General features: G+C 67.8%; 19 protein-coding genes. 4 read left to right on the top strand and 15 right to left on the bottom strand.

From position 1 onward, the window contains the following. The first annotated feature begins 95 nt into the window (after positions 1–95). A complete protein-coding gene (locus ACEOAB_RS24955) occupies positions 96–749 on the top strand; it encodes a TetR/AcrR family transcriptional regulator (protein WP_056595233.1) in 654 nt (217 codons plus the stop codon). Positions 750–770: 21 nt separating this feature from the next. On the opposite strand, the gene ACEOAB_RS24950 is transcribed toward ACEOAB_RS24955, so the two are convergent. The 10 genes from ACEOAB_RS24950 to ACEOAB_RS24905 form a co-directional block, all read right to left on the bottom strand. Further along, positions 771–1,262, bottom strand: coding sequence for a MarR family winged helix-turn-helix transcriptional regulator (locus ACEOAB_RS24950; RefSeq protein WP_007833157.1), 492 nt, complete (start codon positions 1,260–1,262; stop codon positions 771–773). Between the two features lie 59 nt (positions 1,263–1,321). Further along, entirely contained in the window at positions 1,322–3,046 is a 1,725-nt protein-coding gene (locus ACEOAB_RS24945) for an acyl-CoA dehydrogenase family protein (protein ID WP_413748561.1), read from the bottom strand. A gap of 14 nt (positions 3,047–3,060) precedes the next feature. Further along, positions 3,061–4,800: a tannase/feruloyl esterase family alpha/beta hydrolase gene (locus ACEOAB_RS24940; protein ID WP_495653166.1), complete on the bottom strand. Its 1,740-nt coding sequence runs from the start codon at positions 4,798–4,800 to the stop codon at positions 3,061–3,063. A gap of 33 nt (positions 4,801–4,833) precedes the next feature. Then, on the bottom strand, positions 4,834–5,571 hold the full coding sequence (locus tag ACEOAB_RS24935; protein ID WP_413748560.1) for an ABC transporter ATP-binding protein: 738 nt from the start codon (positions 5,569–5,571) through the stop codon (positions 4,834–4,836). A gap of 1 nt (position 5,572) precedes the next feature. Beyond that, positions 5,573–7,384: a branched-chain amino acid ABC transporter ATP-binding protein/permease gene (locus ACEOAB_RS24930; protein WP_413748559.1), complete on the bottom strand. Its 1,812-nt coding sequence runs from the start codon at positions 7,382–7,384 to the stop codon at positions 5,573–5,575. 345 nt (positions 7,385–7,729) lie between these two features. Next, positions 7,730–8,770 (bottom strand): branched-chain amino acid ABC transporter permease, encoded by a 1,041-nt coding sequence (locus ACEOAB_RS24925; RefSeq protein ID WP_413749403.1) that lies wholly within the window; start codon positions 8,768–8,770, stop codon positions 7,730–7,732. 28 nt (positions 8,771–8,798) lie between these two features. Then, positions 8,799–9,938 carry an ABC transporter substrate-binding protein gene (locus ACEOAB_RS24920; protein WP_413749404.1) on the bottom strand — a complete coding sequence of 380 codons (1,140 nt, stop codon included), beginning with the start codon at positions 9,936–9,938 and terminating at the stop codon, positions 8,799–8,801. 32 nt (positions 9,939–9,970) lie between these two features. After that, a complete protein-coding gene (locus ACEOAB_RS24915) occupies positions 9,971–10,756 on the bottom strand; it encodes an SDR family NAD(P)-dependent oxidoreductase (protein ID WP_413749405.1) in 786 nt (261 codons plus the stop codon). Positions 10,757–10,778: 22 nt separating this feature from the next. Then, on the bottom strand, positions 10,779–12,647 hold the full coding sequence (locus ACEOAB_RS24910) for a feruloyl-CoA synthase (protein WP_413749406.1): 1,869 nt from the start codon (positions 12,645–12,647) through the stop codon (positions 10,779–10,781). Positions 12,648–12,675: 28 nt separating this feature from the next. Beyond that, positions 12,676–13,461, bottom strand: a complete 786-nt coding sequence (locus ACEOAB_RS24905) for a crotonase/enoyl-CoA hydratase family protein (RefSeq protein WP_413749407.1) — start codon at positions 13,459–13,461, stop codon at positions 12,676–12,678. A 157-nt stretch (positions 13,462–13,618) separates the two neighbouring features. Between ACEOAB_RS24905 and ACEOAB_RS24900 the strand changes: the two genes are divergently transcribed. The 3 genes from ACEOAB_RS24900 to ACEOAB_RS24890 are packed head-to-tail and all read left to right on the top strand — an operon-like array spanning position 13,619 to position 17,704. Continuing rightward, positions 13,619–14,830 (top strand): thiolase family protein, encoded by a 1,212-nt coding sequence (locus ACEOAB_RS24900; RefSeq protein ID WP_413749408.1) that lies wholly within the window; start codon positions 13,619–13,621, stop codon positions 14,828–14,830. A gap of 3 nt (positions 14,831–14,833) precedes the next feature. Continuing rightward, the gene (locus ACEOAB_RS24895; RefSeq protein WP_413749409.1) at positions 14,834–16,081 is read left to right on the top strand and encodes a thiolase family protein; all 1,248 of its coding nucleotides are present in this window, start codon (positions 14,834–14,836) and stop codon (positions 16,079–16,081) included. 51 nt (positions 16,082–16,132) lie between these two features. Next, a complete protein-coding gene (locus ACEOAB_RS24890) occupies positions 16,133–17,704 on the top strand; it encodes an acyl CoA:acetate/3-ketoacid CoA transferase (RefSeq protein ID WP_056595215.1) in 1,572 nt (523 codons plus the stop codon). Positions 17,705–17,768: 64 nt separating this feature from the next. Here ACEOAB_RS24890 and ACEOAB_RS24885 read toward each other — a convergent pair whose 3' ends face one another. The 5 genes from ACEOAB_RS24885 to ACEOAB_RS24865 form a co-directional block, all read right to left on the bottom strand. Further along, positions 17,769–18,272, bottom strand: a complete 504-nt coding sequence (locus tag ACEOAB_RS24885) for a MarR family winged helix-turn-helix transcriptional regulator (protein ID WP_056595213.1) — start codon at positions 18,270–18,272, stop codon at positions 17,769–17,771. 127 nt (positions 18,273–18,399) lie between these two features. Next, positions 18,400–18,867 (bottom strand): MarR family winged helix-turn-helix transcriptional regulator, encoded by a 468-nt coding sequence (locus ACEOAB_RS24880; RefSeq protein ID WP_413749410.1) that lies wholly within the window; start codon positions 18,865–18,867, stop codon positions 18,400–18,402. Positions 18,868–18,940: 73 nt separating this feature from the next. Further along, complete coding sequence (locus ACEOAB_RS24875; protein ID WP_056595211.1) at positions 18,941–19,906, bottom strand: PDR/VanB family oxidoreductase; 966 nt, start codon at positions 19,904–19,906, stop codon at positions 18,941–18,943. Then, a complete protein-coding gene (locus ACEOAB_RS24870) occupies positions 19,903–20,958 on the bottom strand; it encodes an aromatic ring-hydroxylating dioxygenase subunit alpha (protein ID WP_413749411.1) in 1,056 nt (351 codons plus the stop codon). Before ACEOAB_RS24870 ends, ACEOAB_RS24875 begins: the two co-directional genes overlap by 4 nt. 41 nt (positions 20,959–20,999) lie before the next feature. After that, positions 21,000–22,337, bottom strand: a complete 1,338-nt coding sequence (locus tag ACEOAB_RS24865) for an MFS transporter (RefSeq protein ID WP_413749412.1) — start codon at positions 22,335–22,337, stop codon at positions 21,000–21,002. Positions 22,338–22,487 lie beyond the last annotated feature (150 nt).

The following is a 22,487-nucleotide window of genomic DNA, read 5'->3' as shown; positions in this document are numbered from 1 at the left end:
CCCCGGTGTCATGGGCCGCAAACAATCGGATTACTTTGTGTACACCGTCCACAAAGAATAGCAGGGATAATGGACAGTGTCCACATGGAAATGAAATGAAGCTCAACAACGTCCCCGAGAGCCTGCCTCCCGCCCGCAGCACCTACCGGCACGGCGACCTGCGGCGGGCGCTGCTCGACGCAGGCATCGAACTGGCGCGCGACGGCGGCCCGGGTGCGGTGGTGCTGCGCGAAGCCACGCGGCGTGTGGGGGTCGTGCCGAACGCGGCGTACCGGCACTTCGGCAGCCGGCAGGAGCTTTTGCTGGCGGTGCGCGAGGCCGCCCTGGCCGCGGCTGCGATCGCGATGGAGAAAGAATTGGCAGTGCTGCCTTGCGACCAGCCTCCCGCCGATTTCGCGCGCGCACAGCTGCGCGCCATCGGCACTGCCTATCTGCGCTTCGCGCAGGCTGAGCCCGGCTTGTTCCGCACGGCCTTCGTGTTTTCAGATGAAGGCAGCGGCGAACTCGGCGCCGGGAAAGCCGGCGCGAGCGGGCTGGACCCGTTCCAGCTGCTGGGCAAGGCCATCGACCGGCTGGCGGACGCGGGTGTGCTCGACCCGGCGCGGCGCCCGAATGCCGAATACCTCGCATGGAGCGCGGTGCACGGGCTGGCGCTGCTCATCATCGACGGGCCGCTGCGCGGCATGGATGCCGAGGCGGCCCATGCGCTCGGACAGCAAGTGATCGATATGGTCGGGCGAGGTCTCTGAAGCCTCGGAGGCCTTGGAAGCCTAGAGATAGATCTTCTGCAGCAGCCTGATCAGCGTCTCGCGCTCGCGGGAGGTGAGCCTGGCGCTGGCGTCGGCTTCCAGTTGCACCACGGTCTGCTCGGCCTCGCGGATCAGCGTTTCGCCGGCCGCCGTGAGGTGCAGGCCGACGGCGCGGCCGTCGTGCGGGTGGGGACGGCGTTCGATGAGGCCCCGGCTGTCCAGCGTGGCCACCAGGCTCACGAGATTCGGCGGCAGGATGTCCAGCGTGTTGCACAGCTGCCGCGACGTGGCGCCCGGGTTGTGCGCCAGCAGCGAGAGCACCGAGAAATCGATCTGCTTGAGGCCGTAGGGCGCCATGCGCTCCGCGAAGAAGGCGCTGACGATCAGCCACGCCCGGCGTGCGTTGTAGCCGACCAGCGTTTCGAGCATGCGGGCATCGAGCCGCTCAGGCCTGCCCTGCGGCGCCGCGGCCTGCTCGCCTTTCGCGGAGACGGATTTCGAGGAGGAAGCCATGGGACTAGAGCGTAACCGCCTGCGCGCGTACGGGGTGCCTACCGTGCGACACCTTGCGTTTACGCCGCTTGGGTGTGCGCCACGGCCTCGCAGGCCCGCTTGACGATGCCCAGCCGCATCTCGAACTCGGGCAGCACCCAGCGGCGGAAGGCGCCGGCTGTGCGCGCCCGTGCGGCGTCTTGCGGGGCGACGGCCTCGATGCGGGCCCAGGCCCACGCCATCATTGCGAGCATCGTCACGCGCAAGTAGTCGTCGGCGATTTCGTACGGCAGCACGGTGTTGGCTTGCGCGGCAATCGCCACCGTGGTGCCCAGGTAGCGCAGCTGCGCCAGCCGGCGCTGCGCGTCGGCATCGGCCTCGCGCGAGGCATCGAGCATGTCGCGCAGTTCGAGCAGCACGGCCGACATGGCGGCGCCGCCGTCGGGCAGCACCTTGCGCACCAGCAGGTCGATGGCCTGGATCTCGTTGGTGCCCTCGTAGATCATGGTCACGCGCGCATCGCGCACGATCTGCTCGATGCCCCATTCGCGCACGTAGCCGTGGCCGCCGAACACCTGCAGGCATTCGCTCGCGCCGTGGAAGGCTTGCTGCGTGCATGCGGCCTTGAGCACCGGCGTGACGAGCGAGCACCAGCGCTGCGCTTGTTCGCGGGCCTTGGGATCGGCGTCGTGCGTGGCCACGTCGAGCATCAGCGCGCTGCGGTAGGCGAGGGTGCGCGCGCCGTCGATCCAGGCGCGTTGCGTGTCGAGGATGCGGCGCACCGCGGGGTGCTCGGCGATCAGATCGGCCGGCTCGCCGCCGCGGCTGGCAGGCACGGGGCCGGGCGCACGCATCTGGCGGCGTTCGGCGGCGTAGGCGTCGGCCTTCTGCCAGGCGGCGTCGAGCAGGCCGATGCCCTGCAGCGCCACGTGCAGGCGCGCGGAATTCATCATCACGAACATCGCGGCCAAACCGCGACCGGGCTCGCCGACCAGCCAGCCGGCGGCATCGTCGAAGCGCATCGTGCAGGTGGGGCTGCCGTGCAGGCCCATCTTTTCCTCGATGCGCTCGCAGTGCACCGCATTGCGTGAGCCGTTGGGCAGCAGCTTGGGCACGAGCACCAGCGACAGCCCCTTGGGGCCGGCAGGCGCATCGGGCAAGCGGCACAGCACGAGGTGCACGATGTTCGGCGTCAGGTCGTGCTCGCCGCCGGAAATGAAGATCTTGCCGCCGTTCACCCGCAGGCTGCCGTCGGCCTGCGGCACGGCGCGCGTGCGCACCTGGCCCAGGTCGCTGCCTGCATGCGCCTCGGTGAGGCACATCGTGGCGAGCCATTCGCCGGTGGCGATCTTCTGCAGGTAGCGTTGCTTCAGTTCGTCGCTGCCATGGTGCTTGAGGCAGGCATACGCGCCGTGCAACAGGCCGGGCGCCATCGTCAGGCCGTGGTTGGCGGCGGCCAGCCATTCGTAGAGCACGGCTTCGAGCACCGCGGGCAGGCCCTGACCGCCGTCTTCCGTCGCGGCGGAAAGCGCGGGCCAGCCACCGTCGACGAAGGCCTGGTACGCCTCGCGAAAGCCTGGAGGCGAAACGACCTCGCCGTCGGCGAAGCGGCATCCGATTTCGTCGCCGCCGCGGTTGATGGGCGCCACCACTTCGCCGACGAAGCGGCCCGCTTCTTCGAGCACCTGCGACTGCAGCGCCTCGTCGACTTCTGCAAAGGGCGCGAGCGCGGCCAGGCGCGCGGGCGCGTCGAGGACGGCATTGAGCAGAAAACGGACGTCTTCGGGGCGGGGTTGATAGTCCATCGGGGAGCGGAAATCTAAGGGGCAGGGGGCTTGCAGGCGAAGCTGCTCGCGCGCTCCGTGTCGCCGCCGGTGTAGGTGGCGACCTGTGGGTAGGGGCACAGCGGCCGCGTGCGCTGCGCCGACCAGTTGGCCGGCACTTCGGTGTTGGGCACCGGCGTGCCCGTACCGCGCGCGGCGGCCGTGACCGATGCGGGCGCCTTGCCCTGCTCGACCCAATCGACCAGCGCGCTCAGCATGTCGAACTGGTCGGTGGCCGGGCCGCCTGCGCAGTGGTTCATGCCGGGCACGGGGAAGTAGCGCGCGAACGACGAGGCATCGCCGCCGTTCGCAGCCTGCACGCGCTCGTACCAGGCGGCGGTGTCGTCGGACGAGAACACCGGGTCGCTGGTGCCGTGGTAGACGATCATGCGGCCGCCCCTGTCGCGCAGCGCGCCCAGGTTGGCCGCGTCCGGCGGCGTCATGAACGAGAGCGCCGAGTCGCGGAACACACCGTCGGTGGCCGCGATGCGCGGTGCGTCGCGGTCCATGTCAAAGCCCAGCGCGAAGGGCAGGCCCTGCGGCCGGTCGGCCAGCGGCGGCGTGGTGAAGATGAAGCCCACGGCACCCGCGTCGCGCGTCGGCGGACTTGCGAACTTCCACTCGCGCCAGTTGCTGCCGCTCACGCCCGCGTCGAACGGGAAGCTGCTGTAGAGCGCCTGGCCTGCGCTGTTGCGCGCACCCTTGACGAACACATTGGCGAGTGCGTTCTTCTGCGGCGCGCTGAGGCACATGCCATCGCGCGTGCCGGCAGCGCAGGTGGGCACATCTGCCTGGATGTCGAAGCGCGCCTGGCAGGCCTGCACGTTCGACACGATGCCGTCAGCCAGGCCATCCAGTGCATCGCAGCGCTGCAGCACCTTGTCGGCCACGAGCTTCATCTCGGCCGGGGTGAAGGCGCTCTGCAGGTCGGGCTGGCCGGCCGGCGTCTTCGCGCTGGCCACGGCCGCGTATTGCTGCGCGCCGTAGAGCTGTGCCACCGCCGCCTTCGGCAGGTTGAAGCCGGGGTCGCCCGCGAGGATGCCGTCGTACTGCTGCGCCGAACGCACCGCGGCCACCATCGCATGCCGCCCGCCGTTTGAGCAGCCGCCAAAGTACGAGCGGTCGGGTCCGCGGCCGTAGGCCTTGGCGATCAGGTTCTTCGCCATCGGCGTGAGCTGCGCGACGGCGTTGTAGCCGTAGTCGAGCCGTGCCTGCGGGTCGAGCCCGAAGCGCGGCCCCATCGATCCCGCGTGGCCGGCGTCGGAACTGATGACGGCAAAGCCCATCTGCAGCGCGCTGCTGCGCGGGCCGCCACCACCGATGCCGCCGAGCGCGGGAACCACCACGCCGTCGAGCCCGCCGTTGGCCTGGTAGAAGAAGCGGCCGTTCCATGCCACGGGCAGCCGCATCTCGAAGCCGACGGCGTAGCGCTGGTTGTCGACCGGGCTCGTGCGTTCGTTCATGCGGCCCTGCACGAGGCAGTGCGCGGGAGCGCTCATCGCCACGCCGCCAATCGTGACGGTGCCCGCAGGCACTTCGGTGGCCGAGGTGTAGACCGTGCCCGGCAGCACGGCGCGCGCGGCGAGGTCGGTGCAGGCCTGCAGCGTGCCGGGACGCGCGCCGGCCAGCGGTGCGTGCGCTGCTGCGGGTGGACGCCCCGCGCAGGCCGCAAGCAAGGCGGCAACGCCGAGCGCGGTCGCGCACAGGCCGAGGGGAAGGGGACGCTGTCGGTTCATGTTGTCTCCTTGCCGCAGGCCGCGGCGCTGTCTTCAGGCGGCTTTTCTTGCCGCGCCCAGGTAGGTGTCGATCACGCGCGAATCGACCGCCAGCTTCTTCGCTTCGCCTTCAAGGCTCACGCTGCCCATCTCGAGCACATAGCCGTGGTCGGCCACTTCGAGGGCGGCGCGCGCGTTCTGCTCGACCAGCAGGATGGTGACGCCCGTGGCGCGCAGCGCATCGACCGTGCGGAAGATCTCCTGCACCACCAGCGGCGCAAGGCCCAGGCTGGGTTCGTCGAGCATCAGCAGCGTGGGGCGCGACATCAGCGCGCGGCCCACAGCGAGCATCTGCCGTTCGCCGCCGGACAGCGTGCCGGCCAGCTGCGCGCGGCGCTCCTTCAGGCGCGGGAACAGCGTGTAGACCTCGTCGATGCGGTCGCGCCACTGCTTGTTGCGCAGCCGCACCTGGCGAAAACCGCCGAGCACGAGGTTGTCTTCCACCGGCATGGTGCCGAACAGCTCGCGCTTCTCGGGCACGAGCGCGATGCCGAGCATCACGCGCTCTTCGAGCGTCATCGTGGAGATGGGCTGGCCCTTGAACTCGATGACGCCCTTCGAAGGCAGCACGCCCATCAGCGCATTGAGCAGCGTGGATTTGCCGGCTCCGTTCGGGCCGATGACGGTGACGACGCTGCCCTGGCCGGCTTTCAGGTCGATGCCGTGCAGCACTTCGGCACGGCCGTAGCCGGCGTGCAGGTCGCGGATGTGGAGCAGGGGGGTTGTGGTCATCTCAATGCTCCGTTCCGAGGTAAGCCGCGCGCACCTTGTCGCTGTTCTGCACCTCGGCAGGCGTGCCCTCCATCAGGTGCGTGCCGAATTCCATCACCACGATGTGATCGCAGATGTCCATCACCAGCCCCATGTCGTGCTCCACCAGCAGGATGCTCATGCCTTCGCTGCGCAGCTGCCGCAGCACCTTGCCCAGCGCTTCCTTTTCCTTGTGGCGCAGGCCGGCCGCGGGCTCGTCGAGCAGCAGCAGGGCCGGGTCGGCGCACAGTGCGCGCGCAATCTCCAGCAGGCGCTGCTGGCCCATGGCGAGGTTGCCCGCGATCTCGTGCAGGTAGTCGCCCATGCCCACGCGCTGCAGCTGGCGCTCGGCCTCGCGGAACAGCGCGCGCTCTTCCGTGCGGTCGATGCGCAGCATGGCCGCGACGGCGCCCTTGTGGCCGCGAAGGTGGGCGCCCAGCGCCACGTTCTCGAGCACCGTCATGTCGGCCACCATCTTCACGTGCTGGAAGGTGCGCGACACGCCGCGCTGCGCGATCTGCCGCGCGCCCAGCCCGCCGATGGCCTCGCCACGGAAGCGCACCGCGCCGCCCGAAAGCCCGAGCACGCCGGTCACGAGGTTGAAGGTGGTCGACTTGCCCGCGCCGTTCGGCCCGATGAGGCCGACGATCTGGCCGGCGCGCGTCTGGAAGCTGATGTCGTTCACCGCCACCAGTCCGCCGAAGGTCTTGCGGATGGCCTGCACGTCGAGCACCACCTCGCCGGCGGCCGGCTTGGCGCGTGCGGGCAGGTCCTTGGCGTCCTGCCAGTCGACGCTGCGGCGCGGACGCGGCAGGCGCCGGTCGACAAAGGCCCACAGCCCGCTGGGCAGGTACTTGAGCACCAGCACGATCATGATGCCGAAAACGATCAGCTCGTAGCTGCCGGCCGTGCCGATCAGCTTGGGCAGCAGCACCTGCAATTGATCTTCGAGCAGCTTGACCACGCCGGCACCTGCGATGGCACCCCACACGTGGGCCGCCCCGCCGAGCACCGCCATGAACAGGTATTCGATGCCCATCTTCAGGCCGAAGGGCGAGGGGTTCACCGTGCGCTGGAAGTGCGCGAACAGCCAGCCCGAGATCGATGCGAGCATGGCGGCCAGCACGAAGATGCCGATCTTGAAGCGCAGCGTGTTCACGCCCATGGCCTCGGCCATCTGCGAGCCGCCGGCCAGCGAACGGATGGCACGGCCGCTGCGCGAATCGAGCAGGCGGATCACCGCGAACGCCGCGAGGATCGCGAAAGCCCAGACGACGCCGTAGAACAGCCGCTGCTGGCCGAACTCGAAACCGAACAGCGACAGCCCCTTCACACCCAGGATGCCGTCGTACTTGCCGAGCGCATCGAGGTTGCCCATGAGGTAGTACAGCGACAGCGCCCACGCGATGGTCGCCAGCGGCAGGTAGTGGCCCGACATGCGCAGCGTGATCGCGCCGATGAACGCGGCGCTGAGGCCGGTGAGCGCCAGGCCGATGAACAGCGTGACCCACGGCGACAGGCCGGTGTTCACCGTGAGGTAGGCGGTGGTGTAGGCGCCGATGCCCACGAAGGCCGCCTGCCCGAAGGAGGTGAGGCCGCCGACGCCGGTGAGCAGCACGAGGCCGAGCACGGGCAGCGTGTAGATGCCGATGTAGTTGAGCTGGATGATCCAGAAGTCGGGCAGCGGCAGGAATGGCAGCGCGACGAGCACCAGGATGAGTGCGAGCGGGCCCCAGGTGCGCAGCAGGCTCTTGTCCGGCGCATGGGTTGAAGAAGGGTTCAGGAGCGCTTCCATCTCAGTGATCCATCGCGTGTTGTGTTGCAGGGCGCTTGTGTTCGCTTCGGGTGCATTCGGGGCGCGTGCACAGGCCACCGGGTACTCCCCTCCGCGAATGTCCCCCGCCTTCGGCTCCTCCTTTATTTCGCTGCGGGGAGCACCCGATGCCCTGTGCACGAGGGCACGCTCTGAGTGCACGGCTGATCAACGACGGCTCTATCCAACGCTCACGCCGGCGGGGTGCCTTGCGCAGCGAAATAAAGGAGGAGGCCGCAGGCCGGGGGACATTCGCGGAGCAAGGTACCCCGTCGGCGTGAGCGCACCCCGAATGCCCCCTGGAGCGGCAAAAAGAACGCGTGCTCATCAATGCTCCTCGTCCGAATGCCCGCTGCGCAACGAGCGCCACAGCAGCACCGGCAGGATGATGGTGAACACGATCACTTCCTTGAACGAACTCGCCCAGAAAGAACCGAAGGACTCGATCACGCCCACTGCCAGCGCACCGAGCAGTGCACCCGGGTAGCTTGCAAGCCCGCCGACCACCGCAGCCACGAAGCCTTTCAGGCCGATGAGAAATCCCGAGTCGTAGAACACGGTCGTGGTCGGCCCGATCAGCAGGCCCGAGAGCGCACCGATGAGTGCCGTCATCGCGAAAGTGAGCTGCCCCGCCGCCTGGGTGGAAATGCCCATGAGCCGCGCGCCCAGCCGGTTCACGGCCGTTGCCCGCAGCGCCTTGCCGTACAGGCTGCGCTCGAACATCAGGTACAGCAGCACGATCAGCGCGGCCGACATGGCAAAGATGATCAGCGCCTGCCCGCTCACGTTCAGCGGGCCCAGCGCCATGCGCTCGTCCCAGAACGGTGGGTTGCGAAAACCTTCAGCGCCGAAGAACAGCAGGCCCAGCCCCGTCATCGCGAAATGCACGCCGACCGAGACGATCAGCAGCACCAGCGAACTCGCACCGGCCAGCGACTGGTACGCCACGCGGTACACCAGCGGCCCGAAGGCCGTGACGATGAACACCGTGAGCAGCGCCTGCACGCCGATCGGCAGGTTGCGCGGGCCGGCCCATGCCGACACCGCGCAGATGATGGCCGGCAGGGCGAAGGTGCGCGCTGCCGCCTTCAGCCCGCCCGCCGCGCTGCCGCTGTGGCGCCAGGTCGTGACCAGGTCCATCAGCGCGGCAACGCCGGCCAGTATGAGCAGCAGCCACACCGTGCCCGGCGTCTTGCCGGTCTGGAAGATCGCCAGCGTCAGCGCGCCGTACGCCACGAATTCGCCCTGCGGGATGAAGATGACGCGGGTCACCGTGAAGACGAGCACGATGCCCATGCCCAGCAGGGCATAGATCGCGCCATTGGTGAGGCCGTCCAGCGTCAGGATGCTGGCGATTGATAAGTCCATGGCGTGAGGCTGCGATTGAAGAGAAGGTTTACTGCTCGACCTTGAACGCGCCGTTCACCACCTTGAGCATCACGCCGGTCTCGGTCGTGTAGCCCCAGTGGTCCTGCGCCGTCCAGTTGAGCACGCCGTGCGCGAGTACCGTGCGGCCCATGCCTTCGAGCGCATCGCGCAGCGCGGCACGGAACTCCGGTGTGCCGGGCTTGGCCTTCTTGAGCGCAATCGGCACGGCCTTTTCGAGCACCGTGAGCGCGTCGGCCGAGTGGCCGGCGAACTGGTTGCGCGAGCCGGGGCCGTAGACCTTCTCGTAGCCCTGCACGAAGGCCACCGCGGCGGCCTTCGAGGGATGGCTGTCGGGCAACTGCTCGGCCACGGTGGCGGGGCCCGACACCACGAAGGTGCCTTCGGCGTCCTTGCCGGCGGTGCGCATCAGGTCCTGCGTGGCGGCGGCGTGCGTCTGGTAGACCTTGCCCTTGTAGCCGCGCTCCATCACCGCCTTCTGCGGCATGCCTGCGCCGCTGCCCGAGGCCACGATCAGGATCGCGTCGGGGTTGGCCGACGTGAGCTTCAGCACCTGGCCGGTCACGCTGGTGTCGGAGCGCGCGAAGCGCTCGGTCGCGACGATCTTGATGCCGTTCTTGGCGGCCTCGGCGGTCAGCGCCTTGAGCCACAGCTCGCCATACGCGTCGGTGTAGCCGAGAAAGCCGACCGTCTTCACGTTCTGCTTCTTCATGTGAGCGACCACCGCATAGGCCATCACGTCGTTCGACTGCGGCATGCGGAAGAACCACTTGTCCTTGCCCGGCGGCAGGCTGGCGGGCGAGGTCGCGATTTGCGGCGTGCCGGCTTCGGCGGTCACGTCGGCCATCGGAATGGCGACCGGCGTGGCGCTGGAGCCGATGATCACGTCGGCCTTGTCTTCCGTCACCAGGCGCTGCGCGTCCTTCACGCCGGTGGTCGGGTCGGTGGCGTCGTCGAGCACCACCACCTTGAGCGTCTCGCCCGCGATGGTCTTGGGCCAGATCATGATGCCGTTCTTCACCGGAATGCCCAGGCCGGAGGCCGGGCCGGTGAGGGGCTGCACCACGCCGACGGTGATGTCGGCATGGGCCATGCCCATGGCCATGAGCGCCAGCACGGCGGCGAGGGTGGTCTTTTTCTTGAATGTCATCGATGTCTCCTGAAGGAAGCGGGTTTGAAGAGTCAGCGCGGTGCCATGCGCAGTGCACCGTCGAGGCGGATCACTTCGCCGTTGAGGTGGCCGTTGGTGACGATGTGGCAGGCCAGCTCGGCAAACTCCGAGGGCTTTCCAAGGCGTGGCGGGAACGGGATCGACGCGGCCAGCGATTGCTGCACGGCTTCGGGCAGTTCCTTCATGAGCGGCGTGGCGAACAGGCCGGGCGCGACGGTGCACACGCGGATGCCGTGTTGGGCCAGGTCGCGCGCCATGGGCAGCGTCATGCCCACGAGTCCGCCCTTGGAGGCGCTGTAGGCCTGCTGGCCCACCTGGCCGTCGAACGCGGCGGCCGAGGCGGTGAACATCATCACGCCGCGTTCGCCGTTGTCCAGCGCGGGCAGCTTGGCGCAGGCGGCGGCGAACAGGCGGCTCACGTTGTAGCTGCCGATCAGGTTGATGGTGACCACGCGAGTGAAGTCTTCCAGCGGCGCGGCACTGCCGTCGCGCTGCACGATGCGCTTGGCGCTGCCGATGCCGGCCACGTTCATGAGGATGCGTGCGGGGCCATGGGCGGCGGCGGCCTTGTCCAGTGCGGCGGTCACGCTGGCGGCGTCGGTGATGTCGCAGGCGCAGGCCACGGCGCAGCCGTTGCCAAATTCTTTGCCGATCTCGGCCGCGACCTTCTCGGCCTGCTCGGCATTGCGGTCGAGCACGGCCACCTTCGCGCCCAGGCGCGCCAGTTCGCGTGCGGTGGCTTCGCCGAGGCCGGAGGCGCCGCCGGTCACGATGGCGGCTTGTCCTTGGATGTGCATGGTGGATTCCTTCCGGTGAAATTCAGTGTTGGGGAACGATGGTGAAAGGCAGGCTGCCGTCGTGCAGCGCGTTCACCAGGTCGGCGCGGTGCAGGAGCACGGCGCGCTGGTTGATGGAGCCCTTGTCGGTGATCTCGCCCTTGTCGAGCGATGGCGGCTCGGCCATCAGGTGGGCCCGTGCCACGCGCGTGGCGCTGCCGGTGGCCTGCGCCGAAAGCTGGTTCAGCACCTTCTGGAAATGCTGCTGCACCGGCGCGCTCTGCACCACTTCCTGCAGGCCGGCGGTGGCGGGCAGGCCGCTCAGGGCGCGGCAGGCGGCCGTGGGCAGCAGCAGCGCACCGACTTCCTTGAGGTTGATGCCGGTGAGGACGGCGTCCTGCACGTAGGGCGCGCAGGCCGCGATGATCTTGGCGCGCATGGGGCCCACGCTCACGAAGGTGCCGGTGCTGAGCTTGAAGTCCTCGGCAATGCGGCCGTCGAACTTCAGGCCCTTGTTGAGGTCGTTCTCGTCGATCCACTTCACGGCGTCGCCCGAGCAGTAGAAGCCCTCTTCGTCGAAGGCCTCGCGCGTGGCCTCGGGGTTGCGCCAGTAGCCGGGGGTGATGTTGGGGCCGCGGTAGCGCACCTCGATTTTTCCGTCCACGGGCACCAGCTTGAGCTGCAGCCCCGGCGTGGGCACGCCGATGTCGCCGGCCTGCACGAAGGGGCTGTTCACGGCCAGGCAGAACGGCGTACCTTCGGTCATGCCCAGGCCGGTGTTCATGACGATGCGCTCGCCCACCTCGCGCTCGGCGCTTTCAAACAGCGCGTCCCAGATGGGCTGCGACAACGCGGCCGCGGCAAAGAAGAACATCTTCACGCGGCTGAGCAGGTTCTTGCGCAGCTGGTCGTCGGTCTTCATCGCCTGGGCGATCACCTCGAAGCCCGTGGGCACGTTGAAGTACACCGTGGGCGCGATCTCGCGCAGGTTGCGGATGGTCTCGGCCATGCCGTTGGGCGTGGGCTTGCCCTCGTCCAGGTACAGCGTGCCGCCGTTGTAGATGACGATGCCGAAATTGTGGTTGCCGCCGAACGTGTGGTTCCACGGCAGCCAGTCCACCAGCACCAGCGGCTCCTCGGCCAGCACGGGCATGGACTGGTTCATCTGCTGCAGGTTGGCGGCCCACATGCCATGCGTGACGATCACGGCCTTGGGCAGCTTGGTGGAGCCCGAGGTGAACATGAACTTGGCCACGCTGTCCGCGGTGATCGCGCTGTGCGCCGCATCCACGGCGGGCGTGGCGGGGGTGGCCAGCAGCTCGCTGAACGGCGTGGTGCGGCGCCCTTCGAGGCTGCCGCTGCCCAGCACCACATGCACATCGGAGGCCACCGTGGCGTCGATGGCGCGGGCAAATCGCTTGGCGTCGCTTGCGAACACCAGGCCCGGCGTCAGCGTGTCCATCACGTGGCGCAGCTTGTCGTAGTCCTGGCTGATCGTGGAATACGCGGTGGACACCGTGCACTGCGGCACGCCGGCCACCAGGCAGCCCAGCGACAGCAGGGCGTGGTCCAGGTCGTTTTCGCTCAGGATGGCCACGGGCCGCTCGGCGCTCAGGTTCATGCCCAGCAGCGCCTGTGCAATGCTGCGGGCCGCGGCCCACGCCTGGCCGTAGCTGATGTGGCGCCATTCGCCCAGGCTGCCATCGGCGTTCTTCACGCGCTGGGCCATCCACGTGCGGTCGGGCGCCACCTGCGCCCAGTGCGCCAGCCGGTCGGTGAGGCGCACGGGGTGCGGCTGCAGGGCCTGCGCGGCTTCGACATAGACCACGCCGTTGTCCGCAGCGCGGGTGCGCACTTCGGTGACACCGAAACGCAGGGGGCGGTAGCGGGGGGTGGAGGGGTTTGCAGTCATCAGGGGCTTTCCGTGCGCGCGATGTGCATCAGTCCTTCTTGACCTTGGCCGCCTTGCCGTCGAGGAAGGCGCGCACACGGGCCTTGGCCTCGGGTGCGCTCTGTGCGATGGCGGCCATCATGGCTTCGGTCATCAGGCCCTGGTCGGAAGGCTGCTCGGCGATGCGGGGCAGCGCGTGCATCAGCGCGTAATTGGTCAGCGGGGCGTTCTGGGCGATGCGCTGGGCCAGCTCGAAGGCCTTGTCGAACGCGGTGCCGGTGGGCACGAGGTACTGCGCAAAGCCGACTTTCTCGCCGTCCACGGCGTTGTAGACGCGGCCGGTCATCATCATGTCGGTCATGCGGGCCGTGCCGATCAGGCGCGGGATGCGCACCGCGCCGCCACCGCCCACGAAGATGCCGCGCGAGCCTTCGGGCAGCGCGTAGAAGGTGGATTCGTCGGCCACGCGGATGTGGCAGGCGCTGGCCAGCTCCAGCCCGCCGCCCACCACGGCACCGTGCAACGCAGCCACCACGGGCACGGGGCCGAACTGGACGCGGTCGAGCGCGGCATGCCACATGCGCGAGTGATGCAGGCCCTGGCCGGCATCGCGCTCCTTGAGTTCGGAGAGGTCCAGGCCCGAGCAGAAGTGCTCGCCCTCGCCATCTATCACGGCCGCGCCGACGGTGGCGGGCAGCGTCTCCATCACATCGCGCAGCGCGAGGATCAGGCCGTCGTTCAAGGCGTTGCGCTTGGCGGGGCGGGTCAGGCGGATGACCGCGATTTCCTCGCGTTCGCCGCGAATTTCCAGGGAGATGTCGGTGGACTGGGTCATGGTGATGTGGGTGAGTTGGCGGAATTATGGTTATTGAAAATAACTAAAACAAGGTCGAAGTAGGGCTCTTTTCTAGGTGCTTTCCCTAGCTTTTTCAGTGGGTCATATGGTTATGATAAATAACTAAATGCAGACCTCAGGAACAAGGAACCCAGCCGTGAACGCCTTCATCCCCTACGGTATCTACTGGTCTTCCCCCTTTGCCAAGTGGCAGGGCTCGCTGGCCAACCTCAATGCACTGCCGCTGGCCGCCAAGGTGGGCCAGCAGGCGCTGGCGGCGCGCGGCTACGACCTCGCGGCGGTGGACCTGGCCATCCTGGGCATCACCAATCCGCAGAAGGGCAGCTTCTACGGTCTGCCGTGGGTCACGGGGCTTATGGGCATCGACCGCGTGGCCGGCCCCACCGTGCAGCAGGCCTGCGCCACCAGCGTGCGCGCACTGCAGATGGCCGCGCAGGAAGTGGCCTGCGGCACCGCCAGCAGCGCGCTGCTGGTGATGGCCGACCGGCAGTCCAACGGGCCGGTCGTGTACTACCCCGATTCGAGTGGCACCGGCGGCTACGGCATCACCGAGCACTGGGTGCCCGACAACATGGCGCACGACCCCTACGCCAAGAACGCGATGCTGCAGACCGGCGAGAACGTGGCCGCGCGCTATGGCATCAGCACCGAGGAACAGCACGCGCTGAAGCTGCACCGCTACACCCAGTACCAGCAGGCGCTGGCCGACGACCGCGCGTTCCAGAAGCGCTACATGGCCGACGTGCCGCTGAGCGACTCGAAGTTCCGCAAGCAGACCGGCACGCTAGCCACCGACGAAGGCATCTTCCCGACCACGGCCGAAGGCCTGGCCAGGCTCAAGCCCGTGAAGGAAGGCGGCACCGTGACCTTTGGCGGGCAGACCCATCCGGCTGACGGCAACGCGGGCGCCATCGTCACCACGCGCGACCGTGCGCGCGCTGCGTCCATCGATCCCGGCATCGAGATCGAGATCCTGGGCTTCGGCATGGCGCGCGTGGAAGCGGGCTACATGCCCATGGCGCCGGTGCCCGCCACCTTCAATGCCCTGAAGCACGCGGGCCTCGCCATGAAGGACGTGGACGCCATCAAGACCCACAACCCGTTCGCCGTGAACGACATCGCCCTGGCGCGCGACACCGGCTTCGCGTGGGAGCGCATGAACAACTACGGCAGCTCCATCATCTGGGGCCACCCGCAGGCGCCCACCGGCCTGCGCGCCATCATCGAACTCATCGAAGAGCTGGTGCTGCGCGGCGGCGGCGTGGGCCTCTTCACCGGCTGTGCCGCAGGCGACACCGGCTATGCCACCGTGCTGCGCGTGACCGACAGCAGAACCCAGAAAGCTTGATCCATGACCACTGAACATTCCTTTTCCGCTCCCCTGAATGCCTGGCTGATCGACGGCGTGCGCACGCCGATGGTCGACTACTGCGGTCCCCTGGGCCATGTGTCGCCCACCGACATGGGCATCAAGGTCGCCCGTGCGGTCCTGGAGCGCAGCGGCGTGCCTGCCGCAGATGTGAACTCGGTCATCACCGGGTCGATGGCGCAGGCCGACTTCGACGCCTTCGTGCTGCCGCGCCACATCGGCCTGTACGCGGGCGTGCCGCAGAGCGTGCCGGCCATCCTGGTGCAGCGCATCTGCGGCACGGGGTTCGAACTGCTGCGCCAGGCCGCCGACCAGGTCGCCCTGGGCTATGCCGACGTGGCGCTGGTGGTGGGCACCGAGTCCATGACGCGCAACCCGATTGCCGCCTACACGCACCGCACCGGCTTCAAGCTGGGCGCGCCGGTGGAGTTCAAGGACTTCCTGATGGAGGCGCTGATCGACACCGCGGGCCCGGTCACGATGATCGAGACCGCCGAGAACCTGGCGAAGAAATACGGCATCACCCGCGAAGACGTGGATGCCTACGCCGCCCGCTCGTTCGAGCGAGCGCTCAAGGCCCAGGCCGATGGCTTCCTGGCCGGCGAGATCGTGCCGGTGACGAGCGAAAAATTCGCGCTCGAAGGCTATGCCACGCGCGGCATCACGCTGCCGCGCAAGGTGGCGCAGCTCGACCGCGACACCCACCCGCGCCCCTCGCCCATCGAGGCCCTGGCGGGCCTGCGCACCGTGTATCCCGGTGGCGTGCAGACGGCCGGCAACAGCTCGGCCCTGGTCGATGGCGCCGTGGGCGCGGTGGTGGCCAGCGATGCGTATGTGCAGCAGCGCGGCCTCAAGCCGCTGGCACGCCTGCGCGGTGCGGCGGCGGTGGGCGTGGCGCCCGAGTACATGGGCATCGGCCCGGCCCCCGCCATCCGCGCGCTGCTGGCGCGCACCGGGCTCGCGCTGGACGACATCGGCCTGTTCGAAATCAACGAAGCCCAGGGCGCGCAGACCCTCGCGGTGGAGCGCGAGCTGGGCCTCGACCGCGACAAGCTCAACGTGAACGGCGGCGCCATCGCGCTGGGTCACCCGCTGGCCGCCACCGGCGTGCGCCTCACGGTGACGCTGGCGCGCGAGCTGCGCCGGCGCGGCCTGCGCTACGGCATCTCCAGCGCCTGCGTGGGCGGCGGGCAGGGCATGGCGCTGCTCATCGAAAACCCCGAGGCCTGAGAGCCCCGGAACACGCCTGAACCCGCACACCCGATACCCGGAACACACACCATGAAAATCATCACCGCCGCCCAAGCCGGGGCCCTCATTCCCGACGACGCCACCATCTTCCTGGGCGGCCTGGCCGTCTCCAGCCTGCCAGAGGAAGTACTCAAGGGCGTGGAAAAGAACTTCCTCGACACGGGCCACCCGCGCAACGTGACCACCTGGGCCTGCGGCGCCATCGGCAACAGCAAGGACGCGGGCATGGTGCACTTTGCCCACCCCGGCATGATCAAGCGCACCGTGGCGGGCCACTTCGGCCAGACCGGCGCCGAGATGATGAAGATGGTGTTCGACGGCGAGGTGGAGGCCTACAACTTCCCGCAGGGCAGCCTGTCGCACCTCACGCGCCATATCGCCAGCCGAAGCCCCGGGCTGCTGACCAAGGTGGGCCTGGGCACCTTCGTGGACCCGCGCATCGAAGGCGGCAAGCTCAACAGCAAGTCCACCGAAGACCTGGTGAAGCTCGTGGAGTTCAACGGCGAGGAGTGGCTGTTCTACCCCTCGCCCAAGGTCGACGTCGCCATCATCCGCGGCACGCTGGCCGATGAGAACGGCAACATCACGCTCGACAAGGAAGGCGTGCTGCTGGAGCAGATCAGCATCGCCCACGCGGCCAAGGCCAGCGGCGGCATCGTCATTGCGCAGGTGGAGCGCATCGTCAAGGCCGGCAGCCTGCACCCCAAGTCGGTGAAGGTGCCCGGCGTGTCGGTGGACTACGTGGTGGTGGGCCAGCCCGAGAACCACATGCAGACCATCACCACGCAGTTCAGCCCCGCGTTGTGCGGCGATGTACGCGTGCCGCTCAATTCGCTCGCGCCCATGGAGCTGGACGAGCGCAAGGTCATCGCCCGCCGCACCGCGCTGGAACTCACGCCCGGCGCCATCACCAACCTGGGCATCGGCATCCCGGCCGGCGTGCCCTCGGTGGCGGCGGAAGAAGGTGTGTCCGACCAGCTCATCCTGAGCGTGGAAAGCGGCATCACCGGCGGCATCCCGGCGCAGCTCGGAGACTTCGGCACCGCCTACAACGCCGACGCCATCATCGAGCAGTCGCTGCAGTTCGACTTCTACGACGGCGGCGGCCTGGACGCGAGCTTCCTGGGCCTGGCGCAGGCCGACAACCACGGCAACGTGAACGTGAGCAAGTTCAACGGCCGCCCCGTGGGCTGCGGCGGCTTCGTGAACATCACGCGCTCCACGAAGAAGCTGGTGTTCTGTGGCACTTTCACCGCCGGGGGCCTGCAGGTGAAGGTGGCCGACGGCCAGCTCGCCATCGTCAAGGAAGGCAAGTCCCGCAAGTTCATCGAGAAGGTGGAGCAGATCACCTTCAACGGGCTGGATGCCGCGCGGCGCCAGCAGAACGTGCTGTTCGTCACCGAACGCGCGGTGTTCCACCTGACCACCGACGGGCTGGAACTGATCGAGATCGCGCCGGGCATCGACCTGGAGCGCGACGTGCTGGCGCACATGGGGTTCAGGCCCCTGATGCGCGACGTGAAGACCATGGACCCGGGGCTGTTCCGCGCCCAGTGGGGTGGCCTGGCCCAGGCCATGGCCGAAAAGTCGCGCGCCGAGTGAAATACCGCCAATAGCCCGCGTCAGCCCGCGTCGTCCTCGGCCGTGCCGGCGCCGCAGGGGAGCTTCAAATCTCCTGCGAATACACCTTCTGCAGCAGCCGGATCAGCGTCTTGCGCTCGGCGGCCGTCAGGCGCCCGGTGGCTTCCACCTCCAGGTCGGCGGCGGTCTGCTCTGCCTGCGCGGTCAGATCCATCCCTGCCGGCGTCAGGTGCAGGCCCAGGGCGCGGCCGTCGCTCGGGTGCGGGCGGCGTTCGATCAACCCACGCCGCTCCAGCGCGGCGATCAGTCCCACCAGGTTGGGCGGCAGCACATCGAGCGTGGCGCACAGCTGGCGCGAGGTGATGCCGGGGTTGTGCGCCATCAGCGACAGCACCGAGAAATCCACCACCTTCAGGCCGTAGACCGCCATGCGCTCCATGAACACCTCGATCACGGCCAGCGAGGCGCGGCGCGCGTTGTAGCCCACCAGCGTGCGAAGGAAGGCGGTGTCCACGGACCCGGTCATGGGCGCCGGGGTGGCTGTGACCGCGGGGGCTGTCTTTTTCTTGATGGGTTGGACGCTGGGCATGGGGTGATTGTGCCGAGGCGACGCGTTCGCACCGCGTTCCATGTCCGATTACAACAGTCGGCTTGCGAAGCCGCCGCGGCGCTCGTGGACAACCCCACCATCCCGAAGAGGGGACCCGCCGCCCGCATTAAGCGCGCATCGGCGCGCGGCTCTTCTCGTTGTTGACGGTGACGAATTTCCTGAGCAACGCCATGAAATCTCCGCGCTCCTTCTCGCTCAGCGAGCCCAGGAGGGTGTCTTGCATCTGTGCCATCGCGGGCACCATCTCTGCAAGCAAATCCTCGCCGGCGGCCGTGAGGCGCAACTCGCGCTGTCCGCGCGCCAGCATCTTGCGGGTGATCAATCCCTTCGTTTCCAGCCGCGCGGCGATGTCGGCAGCGCTGGAGGTATCGAGGGCCACCTGCTGGGCCAGGGTGATCTGGTCGATGCCCGGCTTGTCCTGCAAGACGCGCATCGCGGCATATTGCACCGGCGTGACGTCGCGCCCCAGCGTCTCGTGGAATACCGACACTGCGATCTGATGGGCGCGCCGGATGAGGTGACCCGGCTGGTCGTTGATGTCGATCGCGGCGGTATTGGACTTGCTGAGGGACATGATGGAGAAAACAGATCGGCTTCGGCGGCGCGGAAGCCCGCGATCTTACCGAGACCCTCTCGCTCCAAGCGCTCTACAGGTCGAGCACGAGGATCGGCGAACGCGATCGCGAACAGCAGGGCGTGAACTGATCGTTGGCTGCCTGTTCCTCGGGCGTCAGATACATGTCCTTGTGGTCGGGCTCGCCTTCGAGCACGCGCGTGAGGCATGTGCCGCACACGCCCTGCTCGCACGAAGTGGCCACCTCGATACCCGCCGCCGCAAGGGCCTGCACCACCGTCTTGTCCTTGGGCACCGCAACGATGCGGCCGGAACTCGCGAGCTTGACCTCGAAGGCTGCATCGGCGTCCGACTTGACCACCTCGGCCGAGAAGAATTCGTAGTGGAGCTGGTCGACGGGCCAGCCAGCGGCGCGTGCAGCGTCGAGCACCCAGTCCATGAAGCCCTTGGGCCCGCACACGTACAGATGAACGCCCGTCTTCGGAGTCTGGACAATGGCCGGAAGCGACAACTTCTGCGTTTCATCCCCGTCATCGAAGTGAAATTGCACCCGGGAAGCGAATGGCGCTTGCGCGATGCGCTCGACAAACGCAGTGCGTTCCTGCGAACGCGTGCAGTAGTGCATTTCAAAGGCCGCGTTGGCGACCGCCAGTCGCTCTGCCATGCACAGAATGGGCGTCACGCCGATGCCGCCGGCAATCAGCACGCTGTGCGCGGCGCCGTGCGCCAGCGGGAAGTGGTTCTTCGGTGCGCTGATGCGAAGCGCGTCGCCCTCCTTGACGAAGTCGTGCATCGTTTGCGATCCACCGCGGGAGTTCGGGTCGCGCAGCACGCCGATCAGATAGCGATGGCTCTCGCTCGGGTCATTGCACAGCGAGTACTGGCGCGTGACACCGTTCGGCATGTGCACGTCGATGTGCGAACCGGCCGAGAACGCCGGCAGGGCGCCTCCATCTTCCCGCACCAGTTCGAATGTGCAGATGTCCAGCGCTTCGACGTGCTTGCGTGCAACGCGCACGCTGAGTTCGGAGGCGTTCATGCTGCGGCTTCCTGCTTGCTGGAAGCTTCGTCTTCCTGTGCGATCAGGCGTTCGATGACACGGCGCGACTGCACGCCGCCGGAATCGATGTTGAGCTTGAGCAACTGGCGTTGCGGGTGCGCGAGCAGATTGCGCTGCTGCGACTCGAGCATCTCGAGGTCTTCGCTGAAGATCTTGCCCTGACCCTCGCGGATCGATGCGGTGAGCGCCTTGTCGTGCGGCTGAAAATTGCGCGCCATGCCCCAGAAGTACCAGATCGAGGTTTCCGTTTCGGGCGTGATGAAGTCGACCACGATGCTCGACACCTTGTGCGCCGGGTCGGCGTGATAGCCGCCTTTGCCGGCGTGCGCGACGCCGACTTCGATCAGCACGTGACTCGGCGGCGTGAAGCGGCAGATTTGCCAGCGGTCGACCGGCACGTCGTCGGCCAGGTGGTTGCCGCGCAGCGCCATGCGCCAGAAAGGGGGCGCCATGATGTTTTCCATGTGGCGGGCGGTGGTGACGGTGTCGCCTTCGGTGACGGTCTTGGTCGGCGTCTCGTCGATTTCCTTCTGGCCGATGCTGGTCGCATGCACGTAGGTCTCGTGCGTCAGGTCCATCAGGTTGTCGATCATGAGCCGGTAGTCGCACTGGATGTGGAAGAGGCCGCCGCCGTAGGCCCAATCCGGGCTTTCGGCCCACTCGAGGTGATGCAGCTTGGCCGGGTCGGCCAGAGCCGGGTCGCCGGGCCACACCCAGACAAAACCGTAGCGCTCGATCACCGGGAAGGACCGGATCGCGGGGAATCCACGCACGCGCTGGCCGGGCATGGCGACCGTCTTGCCGTCGCAGCCCATCTCCAGGCCGTGATAGCCGCACACGAGCTTGCCTTCGACGACCGAGCCGAGCGAGAGCGGCGCACCCCGATGCGGGCAAAAATCCTCCAGCGCCGCAGCCTTGCCCTCAGCCGCACGGTACAGCACGAGCTTCTCGCCGCAGATCATCCGGCCCAGCGGCTTGTCGTCGATTTCGTTGGCGGTGCAGGCCACGTACCAGGCATTTTTCGGGAACATGTGTGTCTCCTTGAGATTTCCGGGAAAGAAAAAGAAACCGCTCAGTGCGCACTGATCATGGCGCCTGTGGACTGCCGCGCGGCGCTTTGGCGCAGCGCCAGCACTGCCGCCATCGCAGCGACCAGCGGCAGCGCATAGGCGTAGTACAGCCTCGGTGCCTGCCAGCCGCCGTCGAGCAGCATGCCGGCAATCAGCGGCGCGAGAATGGCACCGATGCGGCCGATGCCGATGGCCCAACCCATGCCGGTCGTGCGCACCGCCGCCGGATAGATGACCGGCGCGAACGCATAGAGGCCGGCCATCGAGCCGAAGATGAATGCGCCGATCAGGAAGGCAATCGCGAACGACGCACCGAGGTGACCGGTAGAGGCGCCGAAGGCAGCCATGGCGACGGCTGTCATCGTCAGGCTGGCAGCCGTCAGCCGGCCGAGGTCCAGCCGGGCGGCCAGCAGCCCGAACAGGCTGCCGCCGACGATGCCCCCGATGTTCAGCAGCACGCCGCCGGTGATCCCCTGGCGGGCCGAGAGCCCCGCCGAAACCAGCAGCTTCGGCGTCCAGCTGAGCGCGAAGTAGAAGCTGAACATGAGCAGGAAGAAGGCGGCCCAGAGCAGCAGCGTCGAGCGGGCCAGTCCGCCGTTGAACAGGCCCGGGATCGTGTTGGAAGGGCGTTCGCCAACGGCCGGGAGCGGCGGGAGTTCGGCCAGTTCGGCGCGCTGCATCTTTCGCAGCAGGGCGTTGAGCTTTTGCAGCGCGCCAGCCGGTCGCCTCGAAGTGAGGAAGTCGACGGATTCCGGCAGCCGCCGGAGCACCAGCGGAATCATGGCGACGGTGGCGAGGCCGCCGAAGACGAAGACCGAGCGCCACCCGTAGGCCTCGAGCAGCACCGCGGCGATGCTGCCACCGATGGTCGCGCCGATGGGATAGCCCGTCGCCTGCAGCGCGACAGCCGTGCTGCGCCACTTGTTCGAGGCGAATTCAGCCGTGATGACGCCGACGCTGGCCAGCATTCCGCCGATGCCGAGCCCCGTGAGCGCGCGCAGGGCCGCCAGTTGGGTGCTGCTTTGCGCCAGCGCCGAAAGCCCCATGCCGAGCGCGATCACGACGAGGCACAGGAGGATGATGGCCTGGCGCCCGAATCGGTCGGCGAGGGGCGCGAGAAACAGCGAACCGGCGGCCATGCCAAACAGTCCGGCACTGAACAGCACGCCGAGCTGGGCGCCGCTGAGCTTCCATTCGGCCGAGACGCTGGCGGCGGTGAATGCCATCACCAGCACGTCGAAGCCGTCGAGCATGATGAGCGTGACGCAGATGGCGATCGCGCTCCATTGGAATCTGCTCATGGGACCTTCGTCCAGGTCACGGCGCAAGGCGTGTTTCATCGTTGTCTCCTGAAGGGAAATACAAGCGCAGTCGCACGAAGCTTTTCTTGAGTGCGAAATGGCATTCAGCACACTGAATATGACAATCAGTGTACTGAACGAAGGGCCGAAGCTTGCTGAGGGGAAACCCTGATAGAGATCGATAGGTGT

It is taken from the genome of Variovorax sp. Varisp53 (assembly GCF_059491555.1).
Note: the sequence above shows the minus strand (reverse complement) of the source record. Positions and strands in the feature narration are given on the sequence as shown.

Bases quoted from the DNA above. Each gene is read 5' to 3' on its own strand.
- ACEOAB_RS24875 (WP_056595211.1), bottom strand. From the start codon at position 19,906: ATGAACGCCTCCGAACTCAGCGTGCGCGTTGCACGCAAGCACGTCGAA.
- ACEOAB_RS24920 (WP_413749404.1), bottom strand. From the start codon at position 9,938: ATGACATTCAAGAAAAAGACCACCCTCGCCGCCGTGCTGGCGCTCATG.
- ACEOAB_RS24950 (WP_007833157.1), bottom strand. From the start codon at position 1,262: ATGGCTTCCTCCTCGAAATCCGTCTCCGCGAAAGGCGAGCAGGCCGCG.
- ACEOAB_RS24905 (WP_413749407.1), bottom strand. From the start codon at position 13,461: ATGACCCAGTCCACCGACATCTCCCTGGAAATTCGCGGCGAACGCGAG.
- ACEOAB_RS24870 (WP_413749411.1), bottom strand. From the start codon at position 20,958: ATGTTCCCGAAAAATGCCTGGTACGTGGCCTGCACCGCCAACGAAATC.
- ACEOAB_RS24935 (WP_413748560.1), bottom strand. From the start codon at position 5,571: ATGACCACAACCCCCCTGCTCCACATCCGCGACCTGCACGCCGGCTAC.
- ACEOAB_RS24930 (WP_413748559.1), bottom strand. From the start codon at position 7,384: ATGGAAGCGCTCCTGAACCCTTCTTCAACCCATGCGCCGGACAAGAGC.
- ACEOAB_RS24880 (WP_413749410.1), bottom strand. From the start codon at position 18,867: ATGTCCCTCAGCAAGTCCAATACCGCCGCGATCGACATCAACGACCAG.
- ACEOAB_RS24940 (WP_495653166.1), bottom strand. From the start codon at position 4,800: ATGAACCGACAGCGTCCCCTTCCCCTCGGCCTGTGCGCGACCGCGCTC.
- ACEOAB_RS24955 (WP_056595233.1), top strand. From the start codon at position 96: ATGAAGCTCAACAACGTCCCCGAGAGCCTGCCTCCCGCCCGCAGCACC.
- ACEOAB_RS24925 (WP_413749403.1), bottom strand. From the start codon at position 8,770: ATGGACTTATCAATCGCCAGCATCCTGACGCTGGACGGCCTCACCAAT.
- ACEOAB_RS24915 (WP_413749405.1), bottom strand. From the start codon at position 10,756: ATGCACATCCAAGGACAAGCCGCCATCGTGACCGGCGGCGCCTCCGGC.
- ACEOAB_RS24910 (WP_413749406.1), bottom strand. From the start codon at position 12,647: ATGACTGCAAACCCCTCCACCCCCCGCTACCGCCCCCTGCGTTTCGGT.
- ACEOAB_RS24885 (WP_056595213.1), bottom strand. From the start codon at position 18,272: ATGCCCAGCGTCCAACCCATCAAGAAAAAGACAGCCCCCGCGGTCACA.
- ACEOAB_RS24890 (WP_056595215.1), top strand. From the start codon at position 16,133: ATGAAAATCATCACCGCCGCCCAAGCCGGGGCCCTCATTCCCGACGAC.
- ACEOAB_RS24865 (WP_413749412.1), bottom strand. From the start codon at position 22,337: ATGAAACACGCCTTGCGCCGTGACCTGGACGAAGGTCCCATGAGCAGA.
- ACEOAB_RS24895 (WP_413749409.1), top strand. From the start codon at position 14,834: ATGACCACTGAACATTCCTTTTCCGCTCCCCTGAATGCCTGGCTGATC.
- ACEOAB_RS24945 (WP_413748561.1), bottom strand. From the start codon at position 3,046: ATGGACTATCAACCCCGCCCCGAAGACGTCCGTTTTCTGCTCAATGCC.